This is a genomic window from Rahnella sp. AN3-3W3, assembly GCF_003263545.1.
Lineage (GTDB): Bacteria > Pseudomonadota > Gammaproteobacteria > Enterobacterales > Enterobacteriaceae > Rahnella > Rahnella variigena.
In genome coordinates this window covers 16326-41412 of the sequence record NZ_JYDG01000004.1, presented here as the reverse complement: position 1 = coordinate 41412, position 25087 = coordinate 16326, and the positions used below count along the sequence as shown (strand labels likewise).

Here is a 25087-nt window from a genome sequence, read left to right as displayed (position 1 = left end):
CGGCCTTCAGATTTGGAGGCCGTTTTTTTTCACCAGTCCTGATGACAGGAAACTCGCTCGAAAGAATACCCTGCTAAGCGGGGTATTCTTATGCTGCCGCCCGCTGTTCTTTAGGGGGCTGGAGTTGGTCCCACCTCGCCTGTGCTGTCTGCATAAAAGAAGGCTTAGCGTAGGATATTCTTCGTTTCCCGGGCGGACCCCATCATAGCCCTCTGGAGTAAGGCAAGAAAAAAGCCACCTGCGGATGCGGGTGGCTTAGGTGAGTGAATTCAGATTGTTATCAGAAAGCGTAACGCACCTTAACGGCAACGCTTTGGCTGAAGAAGCTGGAGCGTTGCTCTGAATCGTACTGAACGGTGCCGTCCAGTTGGTCAGTGAACTTGGCGGTCACGCCTACACCTGCCATCCCAATCCACGGGCTCTGCTCCATGCTCTGGTAGGTGATCGGGGTATCAGGGCTGCCGGTAAATGCGATTCGGTTGGCGCTACGGTAATTGATGGTGTCATACCCCACACCAGCCGTCGCATGCACATTCACAATGTCAGACACCTGTAAACCCAGCTTGGCTTTGGTGGAAACAATCATCGCTTCAAGGGTCTGCCCATCCACATCCAGGCTCAGATCGCTGGCATTTTTCTCGGTGTAACCTTTGTCCTTGATACTGTAGTAGTCGCCACGCACTATCGGCGTCAGGGTCAAATTGTCAGTCAGATTAAAGATGCTCTGTAAACCAAGGCCTGCCTGCACGTTATGGCTGTCATAGCTGGAACGCGCCACGCCGCCAAAAGCCAGGTCAGATGAAGACGGGTTAATGATGTTCAGGTAACGATTACCGTCAACGGTGTCGCGGCCGTAGCCCGCTTTCCAGGTCAGGGATGTGGCCGGGGTGAAGTCAAAGCTGCCATAAAGCAAAGTATTCCAGCTTTCAATCTGCGCATCATGGCGGAAATCGTCTGAAGTATCCTTCACATCGGTGCGGCTGGTGCCCACTGCCACGCCCACGCGAACCTGTTCTAATACCGGCACATCGGCACCAATGGCGATACCGCGAGTATCAGATTTATAACCATCCAGACCACCACGTTGTTCCTGGTTATCCCAGCGACCTACCGGTCTGATCCATAAGTACTTTTCGGGATTAAACTCTTCGTATTGACCAAACTCACGCACGGAGTCCTGACGTGAGTCCACGATATCGCCAAAGGCACGCGCATTATTTAACTCGGCATAGGGCAGCATACCGTTCATCAACGGCCCTAACTGCACCACGTTACGGTAAACCTGTTGTGCATTGGATGAGGACGTGATGGCACAGACCGTCGCTCTTAACGCGCCAGAGCAATAGCTGGACTCGTTACCGTTGCCGCTGGTTTCTGGGGTTGTGCCGGGAATAGTATCCGAACCAGTGCCTTCGCCAGCGGAAGTTGTTTTGGCTATAATCTGGTCGATAGCGCCACCGATACGTGAAGCCGTCGGTGAGGCGGTTTGTGTGGTGACCGCTTCTTTTACGCTGGTAAGTCCCGTATCGACGATGCGTAATGAGTAACTCGTGGGTGTCAGCTCCTGCACAAACTGGAAGCGCAGAGAGTCATCAATCACCGATGTCGGTGTGCCCACAATACTCGGGGCGGTAACCACATCACTCAATACATCACCATTGCTAAAGTCCAGGCTACCATTGGTGACCACAATGGTATTACCCGCCAGCGATGCCGTTCCGCCAACCTGCAGTTGCCCATAATTCGTGGCATTCTCAGCCTGCAGAGCTAAGAAGGCATCTGAAGACTGGCTGTAGTTGGCGACTCGTGAAGGGGAATTATTATTGAGCAAATCAAACAGACCACTGTTGCTCATATTCGTTGTGGGAGCATCAACCCTGCCAATAATAATGCCTTCATTATTGATGCCGTTAGTCACGGTGCTGGTTTCACTGACACGGATCGCATCCCCTTCGATTGAACCAATAACGCCGCGGTTAAGCAGTAAATTGGTTCCGCTGGTATCGTCAAGGGTAATCCCTCCGCGCCCGGCAGCAATAATCCCATCGTTGATAATGCGTGAAATTTGCGCGTTATCCTGCAACGCAATGCCGCTATCTGCCGCTTCAATTATCCCGGCGTTATCAATGGTACCGGTTGAATCACGGCTAAAGTTAATACCATCGTCAGTCTCAGAATAGATCACACCTGAGGAGCTGTTTACCACCGCGACGTCGTCAGCCGTCGTTGTGGCCGTATCAACGAAGATACCGGAACCGCTCGGGCCGTTTGCTGTGATGCTTCCGCTATTGTTAATTGTGATGTTCCGGCTCTCTCCTGTTACCCAGATACCATGGGATTGAGCACCGGTAGTGGTAATAACTCCACTGTTATTTAAGGTGCTATTGCCGATGTTTGCATCTAACAGGATCCCTGAACTGACGTTCCCCGTTGTACTTAACTGTCCATTATTGGTAATCGTGCTATCAAAAACACCAGACAGATGGACGGCGTTGGAATTGCTGCCCGAAGTGCCTACAAAGGCGTCGTTGATTAATGTGAACCCACTGAGGGTTTCTAAAGCCACACCATCACTGGTGATAGCGTCTGTTGTAATATTGCCCTGGTTTTGAAGGCTGCTGGATGAGGTAGTGAAATAAAAAGCAGGCGTATCCTGTGCAGTAAGAGTAATTTGCGTACGAGGAATAATCGTCGCTGTGATACCACTTGCATCAGTAAAGGATTGCTGCGTATTGATTATTCCATCACAGATTATGCTTACGTCATTCCCCGCTGCGGGGCTACAGGCTGCCAGAGCATTCACAGGATTAAATAACCCATAGCTGCCAGCGATCCCACTAAAGAGAAATAACTTCATTTTTTTTTTCAAATATTTATCCTTCCCCAGAAAATTAATCATTAAAAATAATGAGCAAAAACGGTGCAGAACCGCCTCATAAGTAATGCTCACAGATAATATTAGGCGGGGAAACGATAATAGCCAGCCAAGGGGACTATTGATTATATTTCGGATGGGGTAACGATATTCCAGGGAGGTAATCGTTGATTTTACCGACGCAGTCATTTACCCGCCCCGACTCAGGCCAGCATCGATTCCAAAGATACACCGCAAATAACTCATTGATTTATAGTGATCGCGTTGTAAGTGCAGGAAAAAAAAATGGTAAAAAAGGCACATTTTTGTGCCTTTGAAATAGATGTTAACTATATGAATTAAATGGATTTATTCATTTCAGTGTCCACGCATTGACCACATCGACAACTAAGCCCCGTTTATTCGGGGCTTTTTCTTTAGTGCATCTGGAATGACTGCTGACTGTTTTTGTCCGGATGCAACTGCACAGCGTGAACTGTTCCTGGCTCAACAATGATGTCTGCAATGGACTCATGAGTTTTAAACGTGCAACTGCAATTGATGTTCTGACACTGGTGATAACGCTCTTTGGTATTGATGCTCAGATAACGACTGGAACGTGCGTGTGCGGCGTGCTGACATTTGGGGCAGTGCATCATAATAATCACCATGTAATCACTTTTAATCAGATACAGTCATTGTATGCATTCTTAATTATCATACATCCGGTATTACAATGATTTACATACGCCAGATTCAATCAGAGCTTTCATCCGGTGTCCCCTGATGAAACACCATCTGCCAATCGTAGTTTTCTGAGTAAACCCAAAGAGATGAACGCAGTGCCCGACGACAGCCCGCTTTTCCCCGGGTACGGTAGGTAAGAATTACATGGGTTCTGTCGATCTCAATAAGGGAATAATTAAAACCGAAAATTTCAGGCGCATCAGTCTCTGAAAGCAGCGATTGAATAACTTTTTCGCGGTTAACGAGGTGCCCGGAATAAGTTATTTCCGTGAAATTAGAATGTAAGACCCTGTCCAGCCACATTGGGTCATGCCTTCGCACTGTATGCAGACTGTCTTCAAGTGTTTTAATTTTATCTAAAAGCATCACAACCCTCCTGATAACGGCACCCATCAAACTCAATGATAGTGATGTATTTTTAATTAATCCCCTTCATTTCCAATCGCCTCATAACTCACATCCGACAGCAATACCTCCAGATTCAACGTCGTCACAAATCCGCTGCCGCCCAGGCTGTGCGTCACCTTACTGATTATCCATGGCTGCGCGTCGATCACGGATTTAAAGCCGGACACGGCAACCGGCGTCTCAGGAAATAAATCCGCACGCCCGCGCGCCAGGGAGATCGAGAATTCCGCGACGCCGCGCTGGAGTTTGTCCCACTTCGCCTGGGCTGCACGCATGGCTGCTTTCTGCGTGGCGTAAATGGTGGTCAGGTTAAACACGTTGTCTTCACTGCCCGCCAGGTAGTCCCCTTCCTTTGCCTCCGGCGTTTTCTGCACTTTCGCGCTGGTCTTTTTGGCCTTCGGATGTTGCAGGGCGCGCAGGTACTGCACTTTCGGTTTCCGCTGTACCTTCACCTTTTTCGGCTTCGGGTCTTTGGTATGCAGCCAGTTTGCCGACACGCCGGTATAAGCCCCACGGTCAGCAATATTAAACGTGTGTCCGTCGCCGTCGCTGCGGATGATCGTCATCTGTGGGATCGGCTTCCCGCTTGCCGTCTTTGCTGCCCCAGGCTTGATAAACAGCAAATTACCGGCCTTGATGGCGACAACCGCGCCGTTCAGCTCCGCCAGGCGGGTAATAAATTTCGCGTCGGTTTCCTGGGTCTGGTCGATATGCGACACCGGCACATTCCTGAACGGCTCAGCAATCGCGGGTTTGAGATTGTTGCGCGCCGCCACTGCCGACACCACCGCCTCCAGCGTCGTGTCGTGATAGGAGTTGTCGCGGCGGGAATTCAGGCTGCCACGATAGTCCGCACTGCGGGCGCGTATGGTCAGCGTGTCCGGCGTGCCGCGATGCTCCACCTCGTCCACCGTGAAATCGCCTTTGTTCGTCAGCGCCTGGCCTTTCCAGCCCAGCGCAATATTAATCACCGCACCGCGTGGCGGCATGTCCAGAAGGCCGTCGGTGTCGCTCAGCTCGATGTCGAGCTGGTCAGCCTCAAAGCCGCGGTTATCAGTGAGCGTCAGCGATATCAGCCGGTTGCCGACGTCCTGGGTGATGTCTTTACCGCCGACGGTCACCGTGAAGTCCGGCGCAAACTGCGCACCGGCGCCGATGGTCATATCTGTAATCATAGCAGACCTCCCAGCTGACCGGTTAAGCCACCGGCCTGATCCAGCAGCCCGTCGGCCTGGGCTTTCATATCGCCGAACATCGCCGCCAGGGATTCATCGACGCGGGTCAGCGTCAGCGTAAATTCAATCCGGCGGGCGGCACCGTTGGAAAAATGCTCCGTATGGGTTTCGCTGACGCTGTTCACCACGAACATCCCGTAAATGGTGCCGCTGCCTTCCAGCAGAGGCCACGCCTTGCCTTCGTCAGCCATCAGGTTCAGTGCCAGCAGCGACAACTTCCCGCCGGTGATTTCCGGCATCAGCACGCCGGACAGGGTAATTTTTTCCTCATTCACGCCGAGGAACTGCGGCAGCGGGCGCAGGCCGACGCGGTTGTTTACCGGCCAGCGGTAATCCACATCGCGCTGCAAGCTTTGGTAAGGGACGGTCTGCAACTGAAAGACAAACAGCCCGAGGGTTAACATCATGCTGGGTTCTCCTTAATCGTTATCCATGCGGGAACGTTGCTGTGTGGCGCGGGCGCGGTCACGGGCTTCCAGCTCGGCGCGGATCTGACGACTGGTGTCCTGGACACCCAGACCGGCACCGGCTGAAATCTGATAGGTGTGCGTGCTGCGGTCGATATAGCTGCGGCCGCCGCCGACGGACACCGGTGCATAACCGCCGCCCAGCAGGCCGCCAGCCGCTGGCGTGACCGGCGCGGGGTTATCCAGCGGGTGTTCTGCCGGTGTCACATCGCTGTTTTGTTTCGTGCGCCGGTCAGCTTTGTCGGCTGCTTTATCAATGTCTGCGGATTCATCCTTGATGATGCCGAGTTTCTCCAGCAGCCAGACCACGCTGCTGCGCAGCTTATTCGCCACCTGCAACGGTGCGGTCAGTGCGTTAGCGACCAGGTGACCAAACGACACCCCTGCATCTTTACAACTGTTCAGCGTTTCCTGCGTGGATTTCACCGGCTGGATCAGGTCTTTGAACCACTGCCACAGGACTTTGAGTTTATCCCCGAGCCAGTCAAACACCGGCTTAAGCGGCGAAAACATCTCTTTTACCGGTTCGAACGCAATCCCTAACCCTTCAATGACGCCCGCAAAGAAGGCGCTGATCGGCTCCCAGTACTTACGGATAAGCAGGGCACCGGCGACAATCGCCACGCCAATCGCGACAATCGGCAGCGTAAGCCCGCCGATCACCGTCGCTATCGCGCCGCCTACCGTGCCGAGAATTGTCCAGAGCGCACCGGCAGCGGCGACGATCAGATTGATGCCGCTAATCACCGGACCCGCCACCAGTCCAAACACGCCGAGCGCGCCAATAATCAGCAGCGCACCGCCTGCCACCTTGCCTAGCGTGGTCGCCAGGGCTTTATTGTTCACAATCCACTTATCCAGTTTCAGCACGTAGCCGGTGGCGGTTTGCACCAGTTTGCGCAGGGATGAATCCTGCTGGTCAAACAGGTCAGTGCCGACGGCTTCATAGGCGGACTGAAATTCCTTAAAGTCGCCGCCCAGGTTGTCCTGCATGGCCGCCACCAGCGCCTCGGTTTTGCCGTCAGATGTTTTGAATGCCTGAGTAAGTTTGTCGAGCTTGCCCGACGTTGCGCCGTCCATCAGCACCATCGCCGCCGAGCTGGCCTCCTCGCCAAAGATGGCCTTCATGTACTGCGCCCGCTGCGTATCACCGAGCTTGTTTTTCTCAAAGCTCTTTTGCATTTCCTTCAGGATGGTAAACAGCGGGCGCATGTTGCCTTTGCCGTCTGCCGTCTTCACCTTCAGCTCACCGAGCGCGGCAGCAGCGGTGCCCGTCGGTGCCTGTAAGCGGGTAATGACAGCGCGGCTGCCTGTGCCCGCCATTGAGCCAGTGATTTTGGCATCGGCCAGCGCGGCGGCCATCGCGGCAGTTTCTTCGACGCTGATACCGGCCTGCTTTGCCACCGGCGCGGCGTAAGTCATGGTGTCTGACAGCCCGTCAAAGGTGGCGGCAGATTTATTCATGGCCGTAGAAAGCACGTCGCCGATGTGCGCCACGGTGTCATTGGTCATGCCGAACGCGGACTTCACGCCCATCAGCAGGGTGGCGTTTTCCTCCATGGTGCGCTTGTTTGCCAGGGACAGATTCAGGATGGTCGGCGTCGCCGCCAGAATCCCGTCCTTGTCCGCGCCGGATTTGGCGACAATGATTTGCGCGGCGGCGGCATCGTCGGCAGACGCGGCGGTGTTGTCGCCGAGCTGCCGCGCCTGGGTGCGCAGCGCGGTCATGTCCGCGGAGTCTTTTTCCAGGCCAAGCGTCGCCTGCAATTCTGAGTTTTTCAGCGCAAAGTCATAGCCGGGCTTGAGCATCCCGGCACCGGCTACCGTCCCCGCCGTCGCAATGCCGACACCCGCAGCCCCTGCGCCGGTCACGCTACCGGCCAGTTGTTTACCGGACTGATACCGGCCTTTGACCGCGTTCAGTTTGGCCTGCTGCGCGCTCACCCGTGCCAGGGATTCACGCTGGCGGTTGAGCTGCGCGGTGGTGTCGCTGATGGAGGTTTTCAGGCGGCGTTCTGATTCAGACAGCGTGCGCGTGCTGATGCCCGCCTGGGTAAGTTCGGTGCGCTGACGCTGTACCGACTGCCGAAGCCCGTTGAACTGGGTCTGCAACTGCGCGGCGGTGCGCTTCGCGGACTCCATCGCCTGCGCCTGGGCGCGGGTCGGGTTGGCGGTGTTTTTGAACCCGATAGCCAGCGCCGCCGCTTCCGCTTTGGCGTCTTTGAGTTTCTGGCTGGTGACGGCAAGCTGCGCGCTGGACTTGCGGAATCCGTCAATCTTTCCGGCCTGAGCGTTCAAGTCTTTGAGCACGGTCTGAGAGTTTTTAATATCTCCGGACAGCGCCTTACTGGCGTTCTCCACCGATTTAAACGGGCGGGTCGCCTGGTCAACCGCCTTTAACAGCACCTCTACTTTTAAATTACTCACTGTCGGCTCCGCTGCGCTGCATGGCCTTATGACGCCAGCCGCAAAGCTCGGTCAGCGTCATCAGGTTCATTTCTGACGGCGGCCAGTGAAAGATCACCGCAATGTCCGCCATCAGGTCATCGACCGTCAGGGTCGGGGGAAGTTTTACTGTTCCGATTTCGGCGATAAAAAACCAATCACCTTACCCGCCAGGGCAATCAGGTCGGGCAGGTTCAGGCTTTTGCAGTCCTGGGCGGTCAGGTTCGGGGCGGTAATGCGCGGCAGGATCACGGTCAACGCGTCAACGTCGGCATTCGCCAGCGCCGCCAGGCCAATGCCGCGCAGGTGTCCGGCATTCGGTTTAATGACTTCAACCTGGTTAATGAGCGTGTCGCCGCGCTTGATCGGTTCTTCCAGGATTACGATGTTTTCATTGTGTTCTGACATAGCGGTGTCTCTTATTTAAAAGTGAGGTTTCGCGCCGAAGTCCGGCGCGGGTAACGGGTTACAGGCCGATGTTTTTGCGGTGCTCCGCCACGCGGTCAACGCCGCCGACGATTTCCACCATGTTCACGGTATCGACTTCAATCACGTCTTTGCCGTCAATCGTGAGTTTGAAATAGGTGCATTGGGTGGTGATTTTGGTTTCGGTGTCCTCACCCTGTTTGTACTCGCCGAAATCCATTTCTTTATGGCGTCCGCGCAGGGTGACCTCCACGGCGGAGGTGTCGCCGGTGTCGTCACGCTGGAAGGAACCGGCAAATCGCAGCGGCACGGCATCCACTGCGCCCCACTGTTTCAGCACCAGTTCATCCAGCCCGCCCACCGTCCACTCAAAGGTCAGCGCGTCGTCGTCCAGGCCGAAATCAATGGCAGCGGAACCGGTCATGCCGCCGCCGCGGTAGTTCTCAAGCTTGCGGGTGAGTTTCGGCAGCGTCAGCGCGCTGACCGTGCCGAGGTAGCTGTTCCCGTCGTTAAACAGGTTCAGGTATTTCAGTTTCTTAGGCAGTGCCATGGTTTAGCGCCTCTTAGCTGTTAACGGAGGTGGCGAACGTCGCCAGGTACTGATCGGTGATGCGCTGACGCAGGGTCAAATCTTCCAGCGGCGGCACCGGCGTATAGTCGTAATCAATGAACAACTTGCCCGCTTTCAGGGTTTCGACGGTGTTGGCTTCGGGGTCGTACCAGCAGGAACCATCAATGATCAGACCGGCAGATTTCATTTCGCGCAGCTTGGCGTTAATGCCCGCAATCATGTCTTTGATAAGCGTCGGGGTCACTGGCCTGTCCATCGCCCACAAGTGCGCTTCTGCCATGGTGTCCGCCAGCACCTGCGCGGTGCGGGTGTAGTTCTCAAACAGGAACAGCGGATCGTCAGAGCAGGTGCGCTGCCCCCAAAACTTAAAGCCGTCTTTGCGGATAAGCGTGGTCACGCACGCCTGGTTCAGGAGATCGGCATCGGTGCCTGGGGTCTGCAAATCCCAGTAGACGCTGGCAGACAGGCCGGTGACGCCGTTGATACCGACGTTTGAAAGCGTTTTATGCCAGCCGGTTTCGGCGTCGATTTTGGCACGCAGGCCGAGCGCGTAAGCCGTCGCGGGCGCGATGTCGCTGGCATTGGTGGTGGTGTTCCAGGACACGAAATCAGGCCAGACAACCATCAGCTCACGCTGGCTGAAATTGTCGCGGTACTTGATGGCATCGGACACGGTTTTACATCCCCAGGCGCTGACGTAGCCAAAGGCGCGCAGCTGCTGACAGACGGCGGCAAGCGCGGTCGCAACCTCCTGGTTATCCAGACCCGGCACGCCGAGAATACGCGGCTTTACGCCGAGTTCAGTTTGCGCAGACAGCAGGGCTTTCATGCCGGTATACATGCCGGTTTCGTCTGACCCACCGATGATGTTGGAGGTGGTTTCCGCTTCGGTTTCGCCCACTGCGACACGCACCACGACAACAACCGGTTTAGCCTGGTTGGCAATCGCCATCAGGGAGGCGCGCAGCGTGCCGGTTTTACCGGCCTTACCGGCGGCGGTCAGTACGTTGGTAATGAGCACCGGCGTATCCAGCGGGAAGGTCGCCGCGTCGGCATCGTCGCCGGTGCAGACCATCCCGATGATGGCGGTGGAAACGGTGGAGATAACGCGGGTGCCGTCATTGATTTCAACAACGCGCACACCGTGATGATAATCAGCCATGGTGTTTTTCCTGTGATTGGGGTGAGGTCAATCATCGCGTGTTGGGGGCAATCAGGCACGGCGGGAGGGATGTGTGGGGAATGGCACAACGTGGCCGTCTCCCCGCCCATAACAGGGAGACGGCTGAGGTAATAAACCTTCAGAACATGTCAGGCGAAGACATCAATCTTTGTCAGTTTTGGGGTCACGGATATTTTTTTATCCGTTTCCCTCGAGCTGGATGTTTTTTTATCACCACCTTCTTCCATTTGTTTTTGCAGTAACTGCGCAAGTTGTTGATAAAGAGCCTCTAATTGCTGTTTCAGCAGTGCTTGCTCTTCTTTTGAAAGGCCTCCCTCTGCAATACGCTCGAGAACAGTTGAAATTTTCTCTTGAATATCATGTATCTGTGCCGAGATGTCCTTTTTAGAATGTGACTTACCAACTTCATTGTCTGTACTTATCGGATTGCCACGCATGCCTGTATCTATAACCATTTAATTCCTCCTTTTATGAGTTAACTCCTCATAATTAATCGGAGCATGATTAAAAAGGATAAGCAGGCCAGGCAATATCCGGCGCTGCTGATAAATCCAGCCGGTTCAGGGCAATGCGGTATTTTTTCCAGGCGGTCAGGCTTGCCCGTTCCGCCTCCGTCGCGTCGTCAATATCGACGGCATCCTGCAAAGGCGCGATAGCAGCGTTTGCCTTTGCCATCAGGGCTGACAGTGTGGCGGTGGCTTCGGCTTTCAGTTCCGCCACGGACGGGGCGGGGATATCTGCCCAGGCTGGCAGCCCGTCGTTGCCCGCAACCCGCACTTTCCCTTCCGGCGGGGGAAGGGTTTGGTATTCACGGTAAACGACATCACTTACCGCAATGCCATCATCAGGCCAGCTTCCCGCATCGTCGTACACTTCCCGCAGTTCACGCGGATAAAAGCCGTTAGTGAGCGGGCTGTATACATAAAGACTTGACGTGATTGCACTGTAATAGTTGCTCATTTTATCCCCTTACCAGCCGGTGGCTTCCCAGTAACTGCCGCCGCTGTCCTGACCGCAGGTGAAACCGATGTTATTAATAATCTGTGCCGTACCAAAGTTGTCGTTGAACGTCCCGCCGCCGCCATTGATCGCCGTTACCTGAACGTTGACGCAGGTATTCGGGAAAGGAATGGGAAAATTCACCGTAGACCAGCCGCGACTCCCTTTATTGACGACGCCCCACTGCTTAATCATGCCGGTGTCACCGCATCGCCACCAGCCGCCGCCGAGGTTGGCGGTATTGGTATTGACCGGCTGCCGGTTGTTGGGGCTGTAAACCCGCTGCCCCCTCTCGAAAACGCCACCGGTATCAGCATTGATGTTGCCCTGGGCATTTAAGTCGCCGACACCATTAAACCTGACGTAACCCGTTTGCTGAGTGTTATTGACGTTGACCGTCCGGAATGTAAATCCACCAGAACCGCCCCCCTTATTATTGATAAAGACGGATTCGCCCTGGCTGCCACTTTCATTCCACCCGATATGCGTTCCCTGACCCGAACCTGGATTCGGGGGATTCGTCGCACGCAGGACTGAACCATACACCGCGCCAGGACAGCTAAAACTCCCGTCCATTGGATCGAACAACCAGGATGCAGAAAGCCCACTATCACCAATTGCATGAATAACGGCGGTCGCAAATTTCTGCCCGCCGCTGGTGAGCGCCCCAAAACTGATGGCTGTGCCATAGCCATAACTCGTGGTTTGAATCACCCCTTTAACAATCGGCGCATATGAGCTGACATCCCGTGGTGCCTTATATCCGTAGGGAACGATGAACGGGGCATTCGGTTGGGCATACTGATTAGCAAACCCTCCCACACCCTCCCACACATCTGGCTTGATGCCGTAGTGAGTCGCGTTGTTCAGATACCCCACGTTGCCACCAGCGGCAGGGACGGCATTTACATCAGCGGCAGCGAGGCTGATATCTTTGGTGCCATCAAACGCCACACCGGAAATCTTGCGTGCGGTGGCGAGTTTCGTCGCCGCGACGGCTGTGCCATTGCTAGGCAGTCCGCCCAGGTTTTTTAATGCGTCTGTGGCAGTTTTCGCACCGGTGCCACCACTGGAAACAGGCAGCGCCGTGTTTAATGTCAGCCCACCCACCACCGTCATGGCACTGGCAAAAGTGGCATCTTTAACGACCTTCATGGTGTCATTGATAGTCAGTGGCGAATCAATGGAAACCGCCGACGTGAAGATGTTGGCAGTGTCCCTGTTATATCCCAGATACAACGTCCCGCCGGTGCCTGAACCTGCATCCTTCAGACTGGCTGACAAGGTGACATTGCCGTTGTTATGGTCACGCAGAATGACGGCATCATTACGCCCGCGGATCACTGAATTCGCATTCGTTGAGGAAAGGGTAATACCTGACTCAGGCCGTAAAACGCCGTTTGCGATTTGTACGCTGTCAGTTTGTCCGTCGCAGACGATACGGGCTTTAATGGTGCCGGTTTCATCCCTGGCATCCATACGCATCACGCCTTCACCAGCGGGATAAATGGCAGCGGACAGGCCACCCAGCGCACGCCCAGCGTGCGGATCTGTATCGGTCAGCGTATTCGGCAAACGGAAATATATATTCCCCATTGAGGTCAGCGCAGAGGGAAGATTTGCGGCGGACACCTTGCCGACGCGGCTGGTGAAAGACATGTAAGCTTCATAGTCATTCGGTCTCATGATGCCGACGCGATAATTAGCCTGGATCGAACTGGCGACCTCCAGGTTAGCCGCCATTTTAACGCTGGACGCAATGTCGGTAAGTTTGCTGAGGCCGGTAATATCCGCGTTCTCACCCGATCGGGCGACGCCCAGCCGCGTTAAATCCGTCAGCGTCATGCTGCCGCTGTCCAGAATCTTCCGCCAGCCGAACGGATAACCGCTGTCGCTGAGGAACCATTTCCAGCCGCCCGCCGCAGTGTATGAACCGATGCGCTCAAAAATCTGCCCGTCGTTATTAATCAGCCGCTGATAGGCTGCCGCACCCGCCGCCCAGTAGCGCCGCCAGTTGTGCAACTGACCGGCAACGACGTAGGTCGCACCCAGAGGATGATCTTCAAACGTGGCAGAAATACTGACGGGATTAGTGACGTCAATAATGGACGGGTCATCCAGACGCTTAACCTTGGTCGTGTCCGTTGCCAGCATCAGATTGCTCATTGCCCCGACGTCCGCCGCCGCCAAAGTGATATCAGCACTCAGCGCCTTATTATTGACCTTGCGGGTGGAAGGTACGCGGGTGTTGGCATTGTCGTTGGCGGTCTTCACCGCCTTTGGCGTCGCCGCCAGCGTTTCGCTGGTACTGCTGACCGAGCTGTTAAGCTGCACAAAACCTTTTGCTGTCAGCGTACCGTCGGGATGGTTACGGGATTTTTCATGCGCCGCCAGCAGGTCATTCACATACTGCTCCGTTGCCATAATCACCGAGTCGTCGATCAGCAGGCTGATCGCTTCGGTGTTGCTGACGGCAATCACCATGCGCAACGTCTGCGTGCGGCCTGAACCTTCCGCCAAAGTTGGCTTGTACGTGTCCGCCATGTTGCAGACGGCAATCAGCGCGCCGTCGTCAGCAAACAGCCCCATTTCACGCATCCAGAAGCCGCCAATGCTGGCAGAAATCACCGCCTCGGCAATCACCCAGTTGCCATGGGTCGTATCCAGCTTTAAGGAATTGAGCGGCGTGCGGTACACCTCTTTAACCAGTTTGGTCTGCGTGGCGACGGGTGTGGTCGCCTTGCCGTTGCCGTCACCGACGGCAAGCTGCGTAATGTTGATGTCAGTTCCCGCCGCAATGGCTGCCGCAATGCGCGACTGCCCGAGCGTGGTGACAACGGATTTAAATGTGCTCATATCGTCCTCTTATGCGGGGTAAACGGTCAGCAGTTCGCCAAGGTATTGCGCCGCGCCGATGTAAACATCGCCTTTGATGTCCTGGGTGATGGTCAGCCCGATCAGGTGGCGGCTTGCGGGTTTGGCATCGGCTATCAGCCGCTCCATCTCTAAATACATTTCTTCAGTGATGCCGGTTTCCAGCACGCCGATGTCCAGGCGAAACGTCCCCGGTTCGTCATTCGTTTCCCACCACTCGGTCACGTTGATCAGGTAGCCGAGCGGCTCCACCACGCGCCGGATGGCACCAATGGTTCCCTTGTGGCAGTGAATGAACCAGGCCGACTGAATGACGCGGCGTTTGGTGGCGACAGGCCAGTTTTCATCCCAGCGGTCAACCGACAGCGCCCACGCCAGGTAAGGCAAAAACTTTGCCGGACAGGTCAGCGGATCCCAGAGCTGCCGCAGCGGCACCGGCACGTTTTCAAGCGCGGCGCAGGCATCGGCGGCGGCGACTTCCAGCGCGGAGGAACCGGCGGGCAGAAGGCGATCACTCATCGTAACCGCCCACTTTCAGGGTGTACGCGGTGCAGAATGACGCCTGCGTTTTATCCAGCTCGATGTCAGCAGCGGGGCTTTTCAACTCCACCCGCTGCACGCCTTCAACGTGGAGCGCGGCATAAATGGCGGACAGCCGGATGTCGCGGCCTAAACGGTGCTGCGCGGTGGTGTAGGCGATAAGCTTGGCTTCGGCGGCCTCGCGAATGGGTTCGGCTTCCGGACCAGCGAACAAATACAGTACGGCGTCAATGGTGTAACTGACCACGGTGGCAGACTGGACGGTCACGCGGTCAGCCACGGGGCGCACGTTTTCTTCATTGAGCGCGGCCTGTACTTTCGCCAGCAGGTCGGCGGGCGCTGTGCCGTTGCCGGTCTGTGCCAGCACGGAAATCGTCACGCAGGCAGGTGACGGACTGATCACCGAAATATCCGCCACCCGCCCGTCAGCCGAGCGCCCGTGATACTCATAAGAACCGACCGGACCGGCTACGCTCAGCCCTTCAAACGCCTGCTGCGCACGGATACGTAAATCCGCATCGCTTTCCATGACTGCCGCCACGGCGGGTACGCTGACCGTATCCGCAGGCGTGATCGTCAGGCGTGCCAAGCTGAACGTGGCGGCGATATTGTCCAGGTCTGCGCCGGTGGCGTAGGCCAGCATCACGGCTTGCGCGGCCTCGTTAACCCGCTGACGAAGGATGACTTCGCGGTAGGCGTTTTCTTCCAGCAGCTTCACCATCGGCTCAGACTCCAGGGTCAGCGTGCGGGCGATAGCGGCCTGCTGGTCTTCGGGGTACAGCGACACCAGCGTGGCTTTACGTTCCGCCAGGAGGATTTCATAATCCAGCACCTCCACCACGTCGGGGGCGGGTAACTGGCTCAGGTCGATAGTTGCCATAATTCAGCTCACGGGTAGGGTTAAGGAAATGGCGGCGGATGTGTCTTTGCGGGTGCCGGTGAGTTCCACCACGCCTTTTCCGTCGAACGTCGTTTCAAAGGTGATGCCGGTCAGGCTGACGCGTGGCTCCCATTTCAGGATCGCGCTGTAACAGGCCGCCATGATTTGCAGGCGCAGCGCCGCATTCTGCGGGCGGTCGGTCAGCTCGGACAGCAGTGAACCATAGTCGCGGCGCATGACGCGGGAACCGACGGGCGTGCGCAGAATGTCGCTTACCGACTGCTGAATATGTGCCAGGTCTTCGACGCTGCGCCCCGTGTCGCGAGCCAGGCCGATGTATTTCGCCTTAGTCATTTTTGAACAATAAATAGAGGCCAATAACACCCACCAACCACCAGCCAGGCGTCCCGTTTGCCAGCATGACGCCCGCTGTCGTTGCAGCGAAAACAGACAGAAAAACTCTTAGATTCTTACTCATACAATCCTCTTTATGTTGTCGGTGCGCCGGTGCTGCCGCCGCCCGTCTGGACGCCGCTATGTTTATGGGTATGAACAACGATGCCGTTTGACGTGATGCTCCCGCCTGAATGGGTGAGGTTGCCAGTCATGGTGCCGCCCTTTTTAATCTCGATGGTTGCGGTAGTGAGTTTGTTAGTGCAGACCACCTCCGGCGTGTCGAGCGTGATGCGCGTTTTCGCCGTGCAGGTAATCAGCGGAGCAGTCACAACCACCTTGTCCGAGGCGTTCACCGTGGCGGACTTGATGCCGGTTGCCAGCAGCCCGCCGGTTTTTGGTTCGTACTCGATCACCGCGCCATCAGGGAAAGTGACGTGCATGGCATCGGCTGACGCCGACGGCGCAGGAAATTCATCAGAAAAAACGGCGGGCATCACAAAGGCGGTGTCGAGTTCGCCACCCAGGCAGAACAGCAAAACCTGTTCACCGATGGACGGCGCCCACCAGGAACGGGAGCGCCCTGCGCGGGAAGTCAGCCAGTGCAGCCAGTCGGTGACGTTGCCGCCGGTGTTCACGCGACAAGTTGCCGCCTCTAAATCCACCTCGGCAACGGTGCCAATGCGGATCAGATTGCGCAGCAGGCGCGGAATGTCGTTGTATGGGATGGATGTATTCATGGATAAAAGAATGCCGCCCTGTCAGGCGGCATACAATTTGAGGCGGGTTGATAGCAGATGGCACAACGAGCGTTAGCGGTTTTGAGCTTCTACTCCTGCATAATTTTCCGCTCTTATTCTTCTTACAGTTCTCAGGACTCTGACCATATGCGGATAATGCCGGTCTAATAAATCAAGTTTTTCATCAGAGAAAAGCTCTCGCTTTAACGGATCAGCATAAGACTCATCCCAATCAATGAACTCATGAATTATAACTAAAGATGCCTCACTAATTGGTGAGCGCACATCAGCCATGTGATGAATCATATGCACCGGTTCTTCTGCATAAAAATCTTCTGAGAAATTCTTTACAATTCCATGGAATTTCATTCTCCAAAATTGCCTGTCCTCAATGTTTATTTCCTTGTGAGAACTCATCATTATTTTCCTGCCAATTCTCTCTGCAATAAGTAATGTCCTGGCAGCTGTTAACCAACGCAGCCTATCATTTGAAAGGCGTCCTTCAGCATCATATACATTAAGTATTTCAAAAGCCTTCTGTAACTGCTCTCTAGCTTCTTTGAAATAATCTTCAGATAAATGCCTTCTAACGTTATAGGTCAAGGTAAGTGCAGCTGCTAAAAAACCAAGTACAATCAAATAATCTCTAGTTCTTGATATATCTGTGAATAAGACAAGTGAAAATATTATAACTATTGATACGCATAAAATAAAAAGAAGAGAGTGAAATAAAATATTTACTAAAGAGAAAGGTGCGAGCCACTTTAAAGCTTTTAGTGAAGAAGTTACTTTGTTACGAATTGCTTTTCGATAAGTCGTCATCTTTAACCCTTATGAACCGAATTTTTCCCTACATTATATCTTCTAAAGGGTCACCGCTCTAATAATCTTAACAATTCATCCTCCACGATTTTCATATCCTCCGCGTCCAGCCCTAACAGCGGGCGCGCCGGATACTGCATTTCTTTTGCACGGACAGACGGACGATCCCGCAGCCCGTACTGATGCACCTTCGCCATGCGCTGAACCTGTCCGGTGAATTCCACCACGGCGTCGTCTGTGGTGCCTTTGGCCTTCATGTATTTTGCCGTGCGCAGTTTGGCGAACATTTCCCGCTTAATGCGGCCTTTCTTTGCCCGCAAAGGCTGCGGACGGCGTGGCGTGAACGGCTGACCGTCAGGTGTAACCTGCTGCTTAATACGCTGCTGCTGATGTTTGCGCAGACGCTTCGCAATGGTTGCCGCCATCGCCTTACGGCTTTGCGGTGACAGCGCCGCAATCAATCCCGCCAGGCGGGTATCAAACGCTGACAGCTCACTCATTCCACTGACTCACTAACTCGCCGTGCAGGTACAGTTCACGCGGCCTTTCCACCGGCTCCGGCAGAGGCGGTTCCGGAAAATGCTCCACGTACAGACCGGCGTCAATCTGTTTGACGATCACGCGCTCGGTGAGCTGCACATCAATGGCAATATCGTAGGAACCATCATCGAGCATATCGGCCTTAAATTTAAAGCCGGTCTGCTGTTTTTCGGCTGTCGCCATGATGTCCGGCTGGTTCTCACGCAACCAGGCCAGAATGGGCACAATGATCAGATCGCAGTCCTGGGCAAAGTTGGTGATCAGCAGCTCGGTCTGATACTGGTATTCAAACGACAGCGAGCTGGCTAACGTGGAAACGATGCGCCCGTTATCCACAAACATCCGTAATGTGTCGGGGCTGGTTTGCAGCACCGGCACGGCGTCAGTTAAGGCTTTTCGCAGTTGAGCGGGTTTTAACACGGTGTTCCTCCTGGCATTGTTTAACCGCTTCCACCTGGAGGCCGCAGGCGGTCAGCTCGGCCTCCAGGTTTCTGACATCACTGCTTAAATCGCCGTTAGTGGCCGGTGCGCTTGCCGGTATCGGGCAACTGGTTACCGCCGGACAGCCAACGTAAATAATCTGCGGCGCTGGCAAAGGCGGGGCGTTGGTGCATCCGGCTAATGCCATCAGGCAGACGAGCTGCATACCAATCACGCATTTCCTGATTTTCATTAAGTAACCTTTGAATATGAACTTCACGATCCCGTGCTAACTGCCCCGCTTGTGAGAGCTGTGCGCGCAGGCTTTGTTCCTGGCGTTCGCGTCTCAGTGCATCATCGCTCAGGCGATTAATGGCAGCATCACGGCTCTCAATACCGGCGGACAGCGTGCCGATAATGCGCTGCGCCTGGTCGGCTTCATCATGCAGGCCACCGATACGCCAGGTTTGCAGCCCCGCCAGCGCGCAGGCTGCCAGCAATAAAACAATCACAATGCGCATCAGACACCCCGCAGGCAGTAGGCCAGCTCATTCGCGCGTCGGCGTTCCAGACCGGTGACGCGCTCGCCCTTCACAAACACCCAGCGCGGCAACTGCTCGCAGGCGTCACGCCATCGACTTTTGTTGATGAAAAACGCTAACGTTGATTTGCAGGCCGCCGTCACGCCGACGTTAAACGCAAAGGACACCACGGCGTCATATACCGGCTGCGGCATGGCAACCGGCATACAGCGCGCAATGCCTTTCTCCACCCGCATCACGTCTTCCACCAGATTCACGGCGGCCTGTCGTTCGCTGATGTGGGTCTGCGGTCTCACGCCTGCGGTGTGCCCGATGCCGTTTGTCCAGACGCCCGCGCTGCACTGGTAGGCCGACAGGCGGCAGCCTTCAAAATCGGCAATCAGTGCCAGACCGGCGGCGGAGGTTTTCAACGTCGGCGTTTGCGGCAGCAGCGCGGCAATTGCCAGGACGGCAGCGACGGCGCAGCGTCTAACGATTGATGGCTGCATTAATGTCCCCTCTGATGCCCATTGCTTTCAGCAGGCGGTAGGTTTTGCGCCGGTAGTACCAGTTCACCAGGAAGGTCGCCACGCCGACGGCGGCACCGACCAGAAAGGCGATATCCTGCGGTGACATTGCGCCGAGCCAGGCAAGAAAGGCCGCGACGCAGTAACAGATAAACGAGGTGATGCGCTCCATGGTCATCAGTCCCAAAGTGAGACGGTTTCACTGACTGCGGCCTGGGTAATATCCGGCAGCTCCACCGCGTAGCCATGGGGCAGAATTGCCCCCTGTGCGGCTAAGCCAACGTTAGCCGCGTAAACGTGTTCAACGACCGATTCCGTGCGCCCGTAGTACCGCCAGCAGAGCGAATCTACGGTGTCGCCCTGTTCGGCATAGACTTTCATCAGAGCAGCCCAATGATGCAGTGAGAGACACCGGCGACGTCGCTGATCGCGTTGCGCCCGTCACGCCATAAATCATCAACGGTGCTTTCCACGATCTCGGCCTTTTGGCTGCCCTTGTCCGTGGTGTCGTTATTCGGATAACGCTCCGCCAGGAAGGCCGCCGCAATAGACGCCACGGCGCGCTGATAGGCGCAGACCTTCACGCTTTCGTCATCAATCTGATCGGCGGGGACATCAGCCAGGCGTTTAAAGCCCTGGGCTGTCTGCGCATCGCGAAAGCTGTACAGCTCGGCGTTCACTTCGGTCATGGCAAACTTTGCGGCGGTGCGCAGGCGTTTTGCCGTGACGGTGCCCTCCAGTCGCAGCGTGTCGCGCAGCTCAACCGGATCCACATCAGGCCAGAAATGGGTGTTTTTAATCGCGGGTTCCGTCGCGGCGTCCGGTTTCGGTGCAGGTACAACAAGGGACATAGTGACCTCTGAATGGGGGGCGGTGGACGCCAGCGTTGAACAAGGTCAAAGACCGGTCGCGGCTGGCGTGCCGCCCTGCGCGGGGCGCATTCTTTTTAGCTGCCGGATGCCTTTTTAATGGCAGACTCCAGGCGCTCAATGTCTTTTTTCACGCCTGATTTGCCATCGAGAATTAAGGCACTTTTCAGACGCTCCAGGGCTAACGTGTCCTTGCCGCCGTCGCGGTAGAGATAGCCGATAATCTTGTGCAACTGCGCACGCACTTTATCGGGCATATCCTCACTGTCAGTCAGTTCCAGCACCTCCAGCATCAGCTCAATGCTGACCGGTTCACCGGCGTCACGAGCGCGCGTGGCCTGATCAATCACTTCCTCGGTGAAGGCACAGCCCGCCGTGCGGGCGCCGAACGGCATCGCCAGCCGGTGCTTAAAGGCGTAGCGGGCAATGTTCAGCGCACCGGCAATATCACCGGCGTCAATACGCCAGATCATGACGGTCATCAGGATGGCATCCTGTGCGCCGTTCCCTTCGGCCAGCGCGCCCGACACCCACGGGGCATATTCAGGGAGCAGCTTGCGTTTCAATTCCGCTTTTGCCTGGAAGGACTGGAGCTTGTGCAGCGCCTGCTTATCCGCATTGAGCTTTTGCATTTGCAGTTCGTAGCCGGTGGCATGGGTCAACTGACCGGCGGCCTGCTGTGCGGCAATGATGGCTGACTGTCGCAACATGTGACGACGGCAAGGGCTAATCATGGCGTCCCCCTTTATTCCGCTGGTTTATCTGCGGTGGTTTTGAAGGTGCCGAGCTGGATGTTTTCGACCAGGCAGCCGCCGCGGTAATCTTCAACCACGAAATCCTCATTAATGGATTCGTAGTTTTCGATACGGTCACGCTTTGGCACTTCTTCAATGTGACGGCGGTGCGTGCCGTCCTGCCAGTAGATGGACAGGTTATCCAGGCGGGTGATCATGAAGGCATTGGCAGGGAAGCCAGGCACGCGCACCGCCGGTAAGTTACCGATGCGTTTCTGGCTGATAATCATATCTGCCGCCAGGCTTTCGGAATTCTCCTGCGCCTTGTTCACCAGCGGGAAATACTTGTCCGCCAGCAGCTGACGACCGCAGATAACCACCAGGCCGGTATCGTCCTGGTAAATCGGGTCAACCATGTTGTTGGTGGCGTCCATCACCAGCGCGTCCAGGTTCTCAAAGTCACCCCCGGCACCGACGCGGACGGTCGCAGAAATCACTGCGTCGTCCTCGCCGAGAATTTTGCTCATTACGCGCTCCGGCGCATTGTTGCGGTACTTTTGCAGCCAGCCCACGTTCACGTCCTGCAACAGCGGGTTTTTGGTGCGGTTCGATGTCGCCGCACGCTCAACGCCGTTAAAGCCGATGGTGATGCGATCCAGCGCCTGGCGTTTCACGATGGCGTCACGTAAACGCGCCTGGAAATCCTGGTAACGCGCCCAGAGATCGAGCGTGGCGTAGCGGAAATGGAAATCGTAGTTCGTCTGGCGGCACTCGTAGCCCTCAGCGGTCAGGGTGTTAAAGTCAGTCGTCTGACGTTCACCGGTGCCGCTGGTGTCCGCCGTGCTGGCAATGGAGCCGGACACGCCGACGCCGACCTTTTCACCCTTCATTTCATCCACCGGAATGATGTTAATCATCTGGAGGAAGGCGGAAGATTCCTGCACGCGGGTCATCAGCGTCTGCGTCACCGACGGCTCCACGCTGAATTTTTTATCCAGGTCGCCGGTGTCCACTGAGTTAAGCTCAGCAATGCGGGACAGGTAGGCGTTAAATTGAAAACGGGTTGCTTGTTTCATGCGTTTTTTTCCAAATTTGTTAACGGGTTAATTACGAGTGTTGTACTTAGCAGTCGGTGAAATTGGCTGCATCACCCTTGCCGCCGCCGCTTGAAACAGGGCGCTGCGTGTAGTTCTGCGGCGCGGATTTCTCCAGCTTGTCTTTCAGTGTGCTGAACTGTTCGCGGTCATCTTTCGCGGTTTGCTCCAGCGCGTTCAGGCGTTGTGTCACGGTGTTTTCCAGCGCGGACAGCTTTTCATCCGTGTCTTTCATGCCGGTTTCAACGTGCGCAACCACCACTTCCACCGCGTCATGGACGTCTTTGAAGCGGAGATCATCCGAGGCTGACTTACTGGACAGCAGCAGCTTCACGCGGGAGAACAACGACGGCGCGGCCGGTTTCTCTTCCTCAAACTCGAACGCCGTTTCTTCGGCAGCGGTAAAGAGGTTTCCGGCATCCTGTTTGCGGCTCGCCAGCGGGTTTTGCTGTGCCTTCGCGCTGAATTGCAGGTATTCGGTGCCGAGGCTGGCGGGGCTGTCGGTCACGGCCAGGCCGATCAGATAGGCTTTGCCGGTATCGGAAAACGAGGGATTCACTTCGATGGAGGTGTAAACCTTCTGGCGGGCTTTCACCATTGAGACTAAATCCGGCGTCGGATCGATATCGGCATACAGTGCCAGCTTGCCTTTCAGCGCGCCGTCTGCCACTTCCTCGGCGTAAACGCCGATGACATCACCGTACATACGAAAAGCACTGTCAGGGAAATACCCTTTGATGTGCTCCATGTTGATGCGTGCGCCGTAGACTTTCGGGTCATAGGTCGCCGCCATCTGTTCAATCCAGTCGCGGGTAATTTCGCGGCCGTCGGTGGTTGCCCCTTCGGTACAGATACGAAAGCGCTTTGCTTTTGTTGCCATTGCCATTTTCTGACTCCAGTCGGTGTGTGCTTCTGAGAAATCCAAGTTTCCAGACACACGCCCGACACCGCCAGCCGATGCGGGTTGATGCTCGATGGCACAACGTGGACAGCAGGAAAATCAGCAGGCCGCTCGTTAACGTGGCAGTCATGAAAATGACAAACTCAACCATCATCAGCGACCCACGGCGACAGGCGGCACTGCTTTACTGGCAGGGGTTTTCAGTGCGTCAGATTGCGGAACTGCTGACCCAAAAAATACCGACAGTGCAGAGCTGGAAAACCCGCGACGCCTGGGAGAACGTCGCACCCATTTCCCGCGTGGAATCCAGCCTGGAAGCACGCCTGATCCAGCTCACGGCCAAAGACGTGAAAGGGAATGCCGATTACAAGGAAATGGAGGCGTTAGGCCGGTTAATGGAGCGCCTGGCAAGGGTGAACCGCTACGGCCAGAGCGGGAATGAGGTGGATTTAAATCCGAAGATTGCCAACCGGAACAAGGGCGAACGCAAGAAGCCAACAAAGAACTTTTTCAGCGAGGAGTCACTGGCGGAGCTGGAGCAAATTTTCTTTGAGAAGTGTTTCCCTTATCAACGTATCTGGTATGACGCTGGACTTAAACACCGCATCCGCGACATCCTCAAATCGCGCCAGATTGGTGCGACGTTCTTCTTTGCCCGCGAGGCGTTATTGCGCGCTCTGGCAACCGGCCATAACCAGATTTTTCTCTCCGCCAGTAAAACTCAGGCGTACGTGTTCCGTGAGTACATCATTCAGTTTGCGCGCCTGGTTGATGTCGAGCTGACCGGCGACCCTATTGTGCTCGGCAACAACGGCGCAAAGCTGATTTTCTTGGGCACTAACTCCAACACCGCCCAGAGCCATAACGGCGACCTGTACGTGGACGAAATCTTTTGGATCCCCAACTTCCAGAAGCTGCGCAAGGTCGCCAGCGGCATGGCCTCGCAGGAACATCTGCGCACCACCTATTTTTCCACGCCGTCAGCACTGACGCACGGCGCGTACCCGTTCTGGTCAGGCGAGCTATTCAACAAAGGGCGGGAAGACCGTAACGACAGGATTGAGCTGGATATCAGCCATCACGCCCTGGTGAAAGGCCAGCTTTGCGGTGACGGGCAGTGGCGGCAAATCGTCACCATTGAGGATGCGTTAGCCGGTGGCTGCAACCTGTTCAACATCGACACGCTGAAACAGGAGAACAGCGCCGAGGATTTCCGCAACCTGTTTATGTGTGAGTTTGTTGACGACCAGGCGTCCGTGTTCCCGTTTGCCGAGCTGCAACGCTGCATGGTGGAAAGTGCGGAGGAGTGGGAGGATTTCAGCCCGTTCGCAACGCGCCCGTTTGGTTATCGCGCCGTCTGGATTGGTTACGACCCGTCGCACACCGGCGACAGCGCAGGCTGCGCGGTGGTGGCTCCGCCGCTGGTAGACGGCGGCAAATTCCGCGTACTGGAACGTCACCAGTGGAAAGGCATGGATTTTGCCTCCCAGGCGAAAAGCATTGAAGAACTGACAAAGCGCTACTGCGTGGAATACATCGGTGTAGATGCCACCGGCATCGGTCAGGGCGTTTTCCAGCTTGTCCGGCAATTCTTCCCCGCCGCAATGGAAATCCGCTATAGCCCGGAAACCAAAACGAAAATGGTACTGAAAGCGAAAGACACCATCACGTCCGGACGCCTGGAATACGACACCAACCATAAAGACATTACGTCGTCATTCATGGCGATCCGCAAAACCATGACCGCCAGCGGCAGCCGCTCAACCTATGAGGCCAGCCGGAGCGAGGAAGCCAGCCACGCAGATGTTGCCTGGGCAATCATGCACGCACTGCTCAACGAACCTCTGACCGCCGCCAACGGTGGACAAAGCCCTAACATCCTGGAGTTTTATTAATT

The 25087-nt window shown here is 55.6% G+C and carries 31 protein-coding genes; 1 reads left to right on the top strand and 30 read right to left on the bottom strand.

Annotation, left to right across the window (positions count from 1 at the left end; translation table 11 throughout):
• Nucleotides 1-280: 280 nt before the first annotated feature.
• From UC15_RS02115 to UC15_RS01965, 30 genes are all read right to left on the bottom strand, one after another.
• Nucleotides 281-2566 carry an autotransporter domain-containing protein gene (locus UC15_RS02115; protein ID WP_157960953.1) on the bottom strand — a complete coding sequence of 762 codons (2286 nt, stop codon included), beginning with the start codon at nt 2564-2566 and terminating at the stop codon, nt 281-283.
• A 725-nt stretch (nt 2567-3291) separates the two neighbouring features.
• A complete protein-coding gene (locus UC15_RS02110) occupies nt 3292-3513 on the bottom strand; it encodes a DNA-binding transcriptional regulator (RefSeq protein ID WP_112286893.1) in 222 nt (73 codons plus the stop codon).
• A gap of 97 nt (nt 3514-3610) precedes the next feature.
• Complete coding sequence (locus UC15_RS02105; RefSeq protein WP_112286892.1) at nt 3611-3967, bottom strand: DUF4440 domain-containing protein; 357 nt, start codon at nt 3965-3967, stop codon at nt 3611-3613.
• A gap of 56 nt (nt 3968-4023) precedes the next feature.
• Nucleotides 4024-5184, bottom strand: a complete 1161-nt coding sequence (locus UC15_RS02100; RefSeq protein WP_112286891.1) for a phage late control D family protein — start codon at nt 5182-5184, stop codon at nt 4024-4026.
• Nucleotides 5181-5651: a phage tail protein gene (locus UC15_RS02095; RefSeq protein WP_112286890.1), complete on the bottom strand. Its 471-nt coding sequence runs from the start codon at nt 5649-5651 to the stop codon at nt 5181-5183. Before UC15_RS02095 ends, UC15_RS02100 begins: the two co-directional genes overlap by 4 nt.
• A 12-nt stretch (nt 5652-5663) precedes the next feature.
• Nucleotides 5664-8138 carry a phage tail tape measure protein gene (locus tag UC15_RS02090; protein WP_112286889.1) on the bottom strand — a complete coding sequence of 825 codons (2475 nt, stop codon included), beginning with the start codon at nt 8136-8138 and terminating at the stop codon, nt 5664-5666.
• Nucleotides 8131-8250 (bottom strand): GpE family phage tail protein, encoded by a 120-nt coding sequence (locus UC15_RS02085; protein ID WP_112286888.1) that lies wholly within the window; start codon nt 8248-8250, stop codon nt 8131-8133. The genes UC15_RS02090 and UC15_RS02085 overlap by 8 nt, the downstream gene beginning before the upstream one ends.
• 32 nt (nt 8251-8282) lie before the next feature.
• Nucleotides 8283-8564, bottom strand: a complete 282-nt coding sequence (locus UC15_RS02080) for a phage tail assembly protein (RefSeq protein WP_112286887.1) — start codon at nt 8562-8564, stop codon at nt 8283-8285.
• A 58-nt stretch (nt 8565-8622) separates the two neighbouring features.
• Nucleotides 8623-9132 carry a phage major tail tube protein gene (locus tag UC15_RS02075; protein ID WP_112286886.1) on the bottom strand — a complete coding sequence of 170 codons (510 nt, stop codon included), beginning with the start codon at nt 9130-9132 and terminating at the stop codon, nt 8623-8625.
• Nucleotides 9133-9145: 13 nt separating this feature from the next.
• The gene (locus UC15_RS02070) at nt 9146-10315 is read right to left on the bottom strand and encodes a phage tail sheath protein (protein WP_112286885.1); all 1170 of its coding nucleotides are present in this window, start codon (nt 10313-10315) and stop codon (nt 9146-9148) included.
• A 149-nt stretch (nt 10316-10464) separates the two neighbouring features.
• Entirely contained in the window at nt 10465-10791 is a 327-nt protein-coding gene (locus UC15_RS02065; protein WP_112286884.1) for a hypothetical protein, read from the bottom strand.
• 49 nt (nt 10792-10840) lie between these two features.
• Complete coding sequence (locus UC15_RS02060) at nt 10841-11296, bottom strand: tail fiber assembly protein (RefSeq protein ID WP_112286883.1); 456 nt, start codon at nt 11294-11296, stop codon at nt 10841-10843.
• A 9-nt stretch (nt 11297-11305) separates the two neighbouring features.
• Entirely contained in the window at nt 11306-14191 is a 2886-nt protein-coding gene (locus UC15_RS25840; protein WP_232829790.1) for a phage tail protein, read from the bottom strand.
• A gap of 9 nt (nt 14192-14200) precedes the next feature.
• Entirely contained in the window at nt 14201-14728 is a 528-nt protein-coding gene (locus UC15_RS02040) for a phage tail protein I (RefSeq protein WP_112286882.1), read from the bottom strand.
• Complete coding sequence (locus UC15_RS02035; RefSeq protein WP_112286881.1) at nt 14721-15629, bottom strand: baseplate J/gp47 family protein; 909 nt, start codon at nt 15627-15629, stop codon at nt 14721-14723. Before UC15_RS02035 ends, UC15_RS02040 begins: the two co-directional genes overlap by 8 nt.
• 3 nt (nt 15630-15632) lie before the next feature.
• A complete protein-coding gene (locus UC15_RS02030; protein WP_112286880.1) occupies nt 15633-15983 on the bottom strand; it encodes a GPW/gp25 family protein in 351 nt (116 codons plus the stop codon).
• Nucleotides 15976-16107, bottom strand: a complete 132-nt coding sequence (locus tag UC15_RS26140; RefSeq protein WP_255563890.1) for a hypothetical protein — start codon at nt 16105-16107, stop codon at nt 15976-15978. The genes UC15_RS02030 and UC15_RS26140 overlap by 8 nt, the downstream gene beginning before the upstream one ends.
• A 10-nt stretch (nt 16108-16117) precedes the next feature.
• Nucleotides 16118-16762, bottom strand: coding sequence for a phage baseplate assembly protein V (locus UC15_RS02025; protein WP_112286879.1), 645 nt, complete (start codon nt 16760-16762; stop codon nt 16118-16120).
• A 72-nt stretch (nt 16763-16834) separates the two neighbouring features.
• A complete protein-coding gene (locus tag UC15_RS02020; protein WP_112286878.1) occupies nt 16835-17584 on the bottom strand; it encodes a hypothetical protein in 750 nt (249 codons plus the stop codon).
• A gap of 50 nt (nt 17585-17634) precedes the next feature.
• Complete coding sequence (locus UC15_RS02015; RefSeq protein WP_112286877.1) at nt 17635-18084, bottom strand: phage virion morphogenesis protein; 450 nt, start codon at nt 18082-18084, stop codon at nt 17635-17637.
• The gene (locus tag UC15_RS02010; protein ID WP_112286876.1) at nt 18077-18544 is read right to left on the bottom strand and encodes a phage tail protein; all 468 of its coding nucleotides are present in this window, start codon (nt 18542-18544) and stop codon (nt 18077-18079) included. The genes UC15_RS02015 and UC15_RS02010 overlap by 8 nt, the downstream gene beginning before the upstream one ends.
• Entirely contained in the window at nt 18507-18752 is a 246-nt protein-coding gene (lysC, locus tag UC15_RS25835) for an Rz1-like lysis system protein LysC (protein WP_232829789.1), read from the bottom strand. Before lysC ends, UC15_RS02010 begins: the two co-directional genes overlap by 38 nt.
• Nucleotides 18640-19065, bottom strand: a complete 426-nt coding sequence (gene lysB / locus UC15_RS02000; RefSeq protein ID WP_112286875.1) for an Rz-like lysis system protein LysB — start codon at nt 19063-19065, stop codon at nt 18640-18642. The genes lysC and lysB overlap by 113 nt, the downstream gene beginning before the upstream one ends.
• Nucleotides 19065-19574 carry a lysozyme gene (locus tag UC15_RS01995; RefSeq protein ID WP_112286874.1) on the bottom strand — a complete coding sequence of 170 codons (510 nt, stop codon included), beginning with the start codon at nt 19572-19574 and terminating at the stop codon, nt 19065-19067. The genes lysB and UC15_RS01995 overlap by 1 nt, the downstream gene beginning before the upstream one ends.
• Nucleotides 19555-19764: a holin gene (locus tag UC15_RS01990; RefSeq protein ID WP_112287005.1), complete on the bottom strand. Its 210-nt coding sequence runs from the start codon at nt 19762-19764 to the stop codon at nt 19555-19557. The genes UC15_RS01995 and UC15_RS01990 overlap by 20 nt, the downstream gene beginning before the upstream one ends.
• Nucleotides 19765-19769: 5 nt before the next feature.
• Nucleotides 19770-19973 (bottom strand): tail protein X, encoded by a 204-nt coding sequence (locus UC15_RS01985; RefSeq protein WP_112286873.1) that lies wholly within the window; start codon nt 19971-19973, stop codon nt 19770-19772.
• The gene (locus tag UC15_RS01980) at nt 19973-20443 is read right to left on the bottom strand and encodes a head completion/stabilization protein (RefSeq protein ID WP_112286872.1); all 471 of its coding nucleotides are present in this window, start codon (nt 20441-20443) and stop codon (nt 19973-19975) included. The genes UC15_RS01985 and UC15_RS01980 overlap by 1 nt, the downstream gene beginning before the upstream one ends.
• Before the next feature lie 95 nt (nt 20444-20538).
• The gene (gene gpM, locus UC15_RS01975) at nt 20539-21195 is read right to left on the bottom strand and encodes a phage terminase small subunit (RefSeq protein ID WP_112286871.1); all 657 of its coding nucleotides are present in this window, start codon (nt 21193-21195) and stop codon (nt 20539-20541) included.
• An 11-nt stretch (nt 21196-21206) separates the two neighbouring features.
• Nucleotides 21207-22271: a phage major capsid protein, P2 family gene (locus tag UC15_RS01970; protein ID WP_112286870.1), complete on the bottom strand. Its 1065-nt coding sequence runs from the start codon at nt 22269-22271 to the stop codon at nt 21207-21209.
• A 46-nt stretch (nt 22272-22317) separates the two neighbouring features.
• On the bottom strand, nt 22318-23169 hold the full coding sequence (locus tag UC15_RS01965; protein WP_112287004.1) for a GPO family capsid scaffolding protein: 852 nt from the start codon (nt 23167-23169) through the stop codon (nt 22318-22320).
• 149 nt (nt 23170-23318) lie between these two features.
• On the opposite strand from UC15_RS01965, the gene UC15_RS01960 reads away from it, so the two are divergent.
• Entirely contained in the window at nt 23319-25085 is a 1767-nt protein-coding gene (locus UC15_RS01960; protein WP_112286869.1) for a terminase ATPase subunit family protein, read from the top strand.
• The last annotated feature ends 2 nt before the right edge of the window (nt 25086-25087 follow it).

What these genes read in the sequence shown, in the direction of transcription:
- UC15_RS02110 (WP_112286893.1), bottom strand. Translation starts at nt 3,513, where the DNA reads ATGATGCACTGCCCCAAATGTCAGCACGCCGCACACGCACGTTCCAGT.
- UC15_RS02105 (WP_112286892.1), bottom strand. Translation starts at nt 3,967, where the DNA reads ATGCTTTTAGATAAAATTAAAACACTTGAAGACAGTCTGCATACAGTG.
- UC15_RS02100 (WP_112286891.1), bottom strand. Translation starts at nt 5,184, where the DNA reads ATGATTACAGATATGACCATCGGCGCCGGTGCGCAGTTTGCGCCGGAC.
- UC15_RS02095 (WP_112286890.1), bottom strand. Translation starts at nt 5,651, where the DNA reads ATGATGTTAACCCTCGGGCTGTTTGTCTTTCAGTTGCAGACCGTCCCT.
- UC15_RS02085 (WP_112286888.1), bottom strand. Translation starts at nt 8,250, where the DNA reads ATGGCGGACATTGCGGTGATCTTTCACTGGCCGCCGTCAGAAATGAAC.
- UC15_RS02080 (WP_112286887.1), bottom strand. Translation starts at nt 8,564, where the DNA reads ATGTCAGAACACAATGAAAACATCGTAATCCTGGAAGAACCGATCAAG.
- UC15_RS02075 (WP_112286886.1), bottom strand. Translation starts at nt 9,132, where the DNA reads ATGGCACTGCCTAAGAAACTGAAATACCTGAACCTGTTTAACGACGGG.
- UC15_RS02070 (WP_112286885.1), bottom strand. Translation starts at nt 10,315, where the DNA reads ATGGCTGATTATCATCACGGTGTGCGCGTTGTTGAAATCAATGACGGC.
- UC15_RS02065 (WP_112286884.1), bottom strand. Translation starts at nt 10,791, where the DNA reads ATGGTTATAGATACAGGCATGCGTGGCAATCCGATAAGTACAGACAAT.
- UC15_RS02060 (WP_112286883.1), bottom strand. Translation starts at nt 11,296, where the DNA reads ATGAGCAACTATTACAGTGCAATCACGTCAAGTCTTTATGTATACAGC.
- UC15_RS25840 (WP_232829790.1), bottom strand. Translation starts at nt 14,191, where the DNA reads ATGAGCACATTTAAATCCGTTGTCACCACGCTCGGGCAGTCGCGCATT.
- UC15_RS02040 (WP_112286882.1), bottom strand. Translation starts at nt 14,728, where the DNA reads ATGAGTGATCGCCTTCTGCCCGCCGGTTCCTCCGCGCTGGAAGTCGCC.
- UC15_RS02035 (WP_112286881.1), bottom strand. Translation starts at nt 15,629, where the DNA reads ATGGCAACTATCGACCTGAGCCAGTTACCCGCCCCCGACGTGGTGGAG.
- UC15_RS02030 (WP_112286880.1), bottom strand. Translation starts at nt 15,983, where the DNA reads ATGACTAAGGCGAAATACATCGGCCTGGCTCGCGACACGGGGCGCAGC.
- UC15_RS26140 (WP_255563890.1), bottom strand. Translation starts at nt 16,107, where the DNA reads ATGAGTAAGAATCTAAGAGTTTTTCTGTCTGTTTTCGCTGCAACGACA.
- UC15_RS02025 (WP_112286879.1), bottom strand. Translation starts at nt 16,762, where the DNA reads ATGAATACATCCATCCCATACAACGACATTCCGCGCCTGCTGCGCAAT.
- UC15_RS02020 (WP_112286878.1), bottom strand. Translation starts at nt 17,584, where the DNA reads ATGACGACTTATCGAAAAGCAATTCGTAACAAAGTAACTTCTTCACTA.
- UC15_RS02015 (WP_112286877.1), bottom strand. Translation starts at nt 18,084, where the DNA reads ATGAGTGAGCTGTCAGCGTTTGATACCCGCCTGGCGGGATTGATTGCG.
- lysC (WP_232829789.1), bottom strand. Translation starts at nt 18,752, where the DNA reads ATGGCATTAGCCGGATGCACCAACGCCCCGCCTTTGCCAGCGCCGCAG.
- lysB (WP_112286875.1), bottom strand. Translation starts at nt 19,065, where the DNA reads ATGCGCATTGTGATTGTTTTATTGCTGGCAGCCTGCGCGCTGGCGGGG.
- UC15_RS01995 (WP_112286874.1), bottom strand. Translation starts at nt 19,574, where the DNA reads ATGCAGCCATCAATCGTTAGACGCTGCGCCGTCGCTGCCGTCCTGGCA.
- UC15_RS01990 (WP_112287005.1), bottom strand. Translation starts at nt 19,764, where the DNA reads ATGGAGCGCATCACCTCGTTTATCTGTTACTGCGTCGCGGCCTTTCTT.
- UC15_RS01985 (WP_112286873.1), bottom strand. Translation starts at nt 19,973, where the DNA reads ATGAAAGTCTATGCCGAACAGGGCGACACCGTAGATTCGCTCTGCTGG.
- UC15_RS01980 (WP_112286872.1), bottom strand. Translation starts at nt 20,443, where the DNA reads ATGTCCCTTGTTGTACCTGCACCGAAACCGGACGCCGCGACGGAACCC.
- gpM (WP_112286871.1), bottom strand. Translation starts at nt 21,195, where the DNA reads ATGATTAGCCCTTGCCGTCGTCACATGTTGCGACAGTCAGCCATCATT.
- UC15_RS01970 (WP_112286870.1), bottom strand. Translation starts at nt 22,271, where the DNA reads ATGAAACAAGCAACCCGTTTTCAATTTAACGCCTACCTGTCCCGCATT.
- UC15_RS01965 (WP_112287004.1), bottom strand. Translation starts at nt 23,169, where the DNA reads ATGGCAACAAAAGCAAAGCGCTTTCGTATCTGTACCGAAGGGGCAACC.
- UC15_RS01960 (WP_112286869.1), top strand. Translation starts at nt 23,319, where the DNA reads ATGAAAATGACAAACTCAACCATCATCAGCGACCCACGGCGACAGGCG.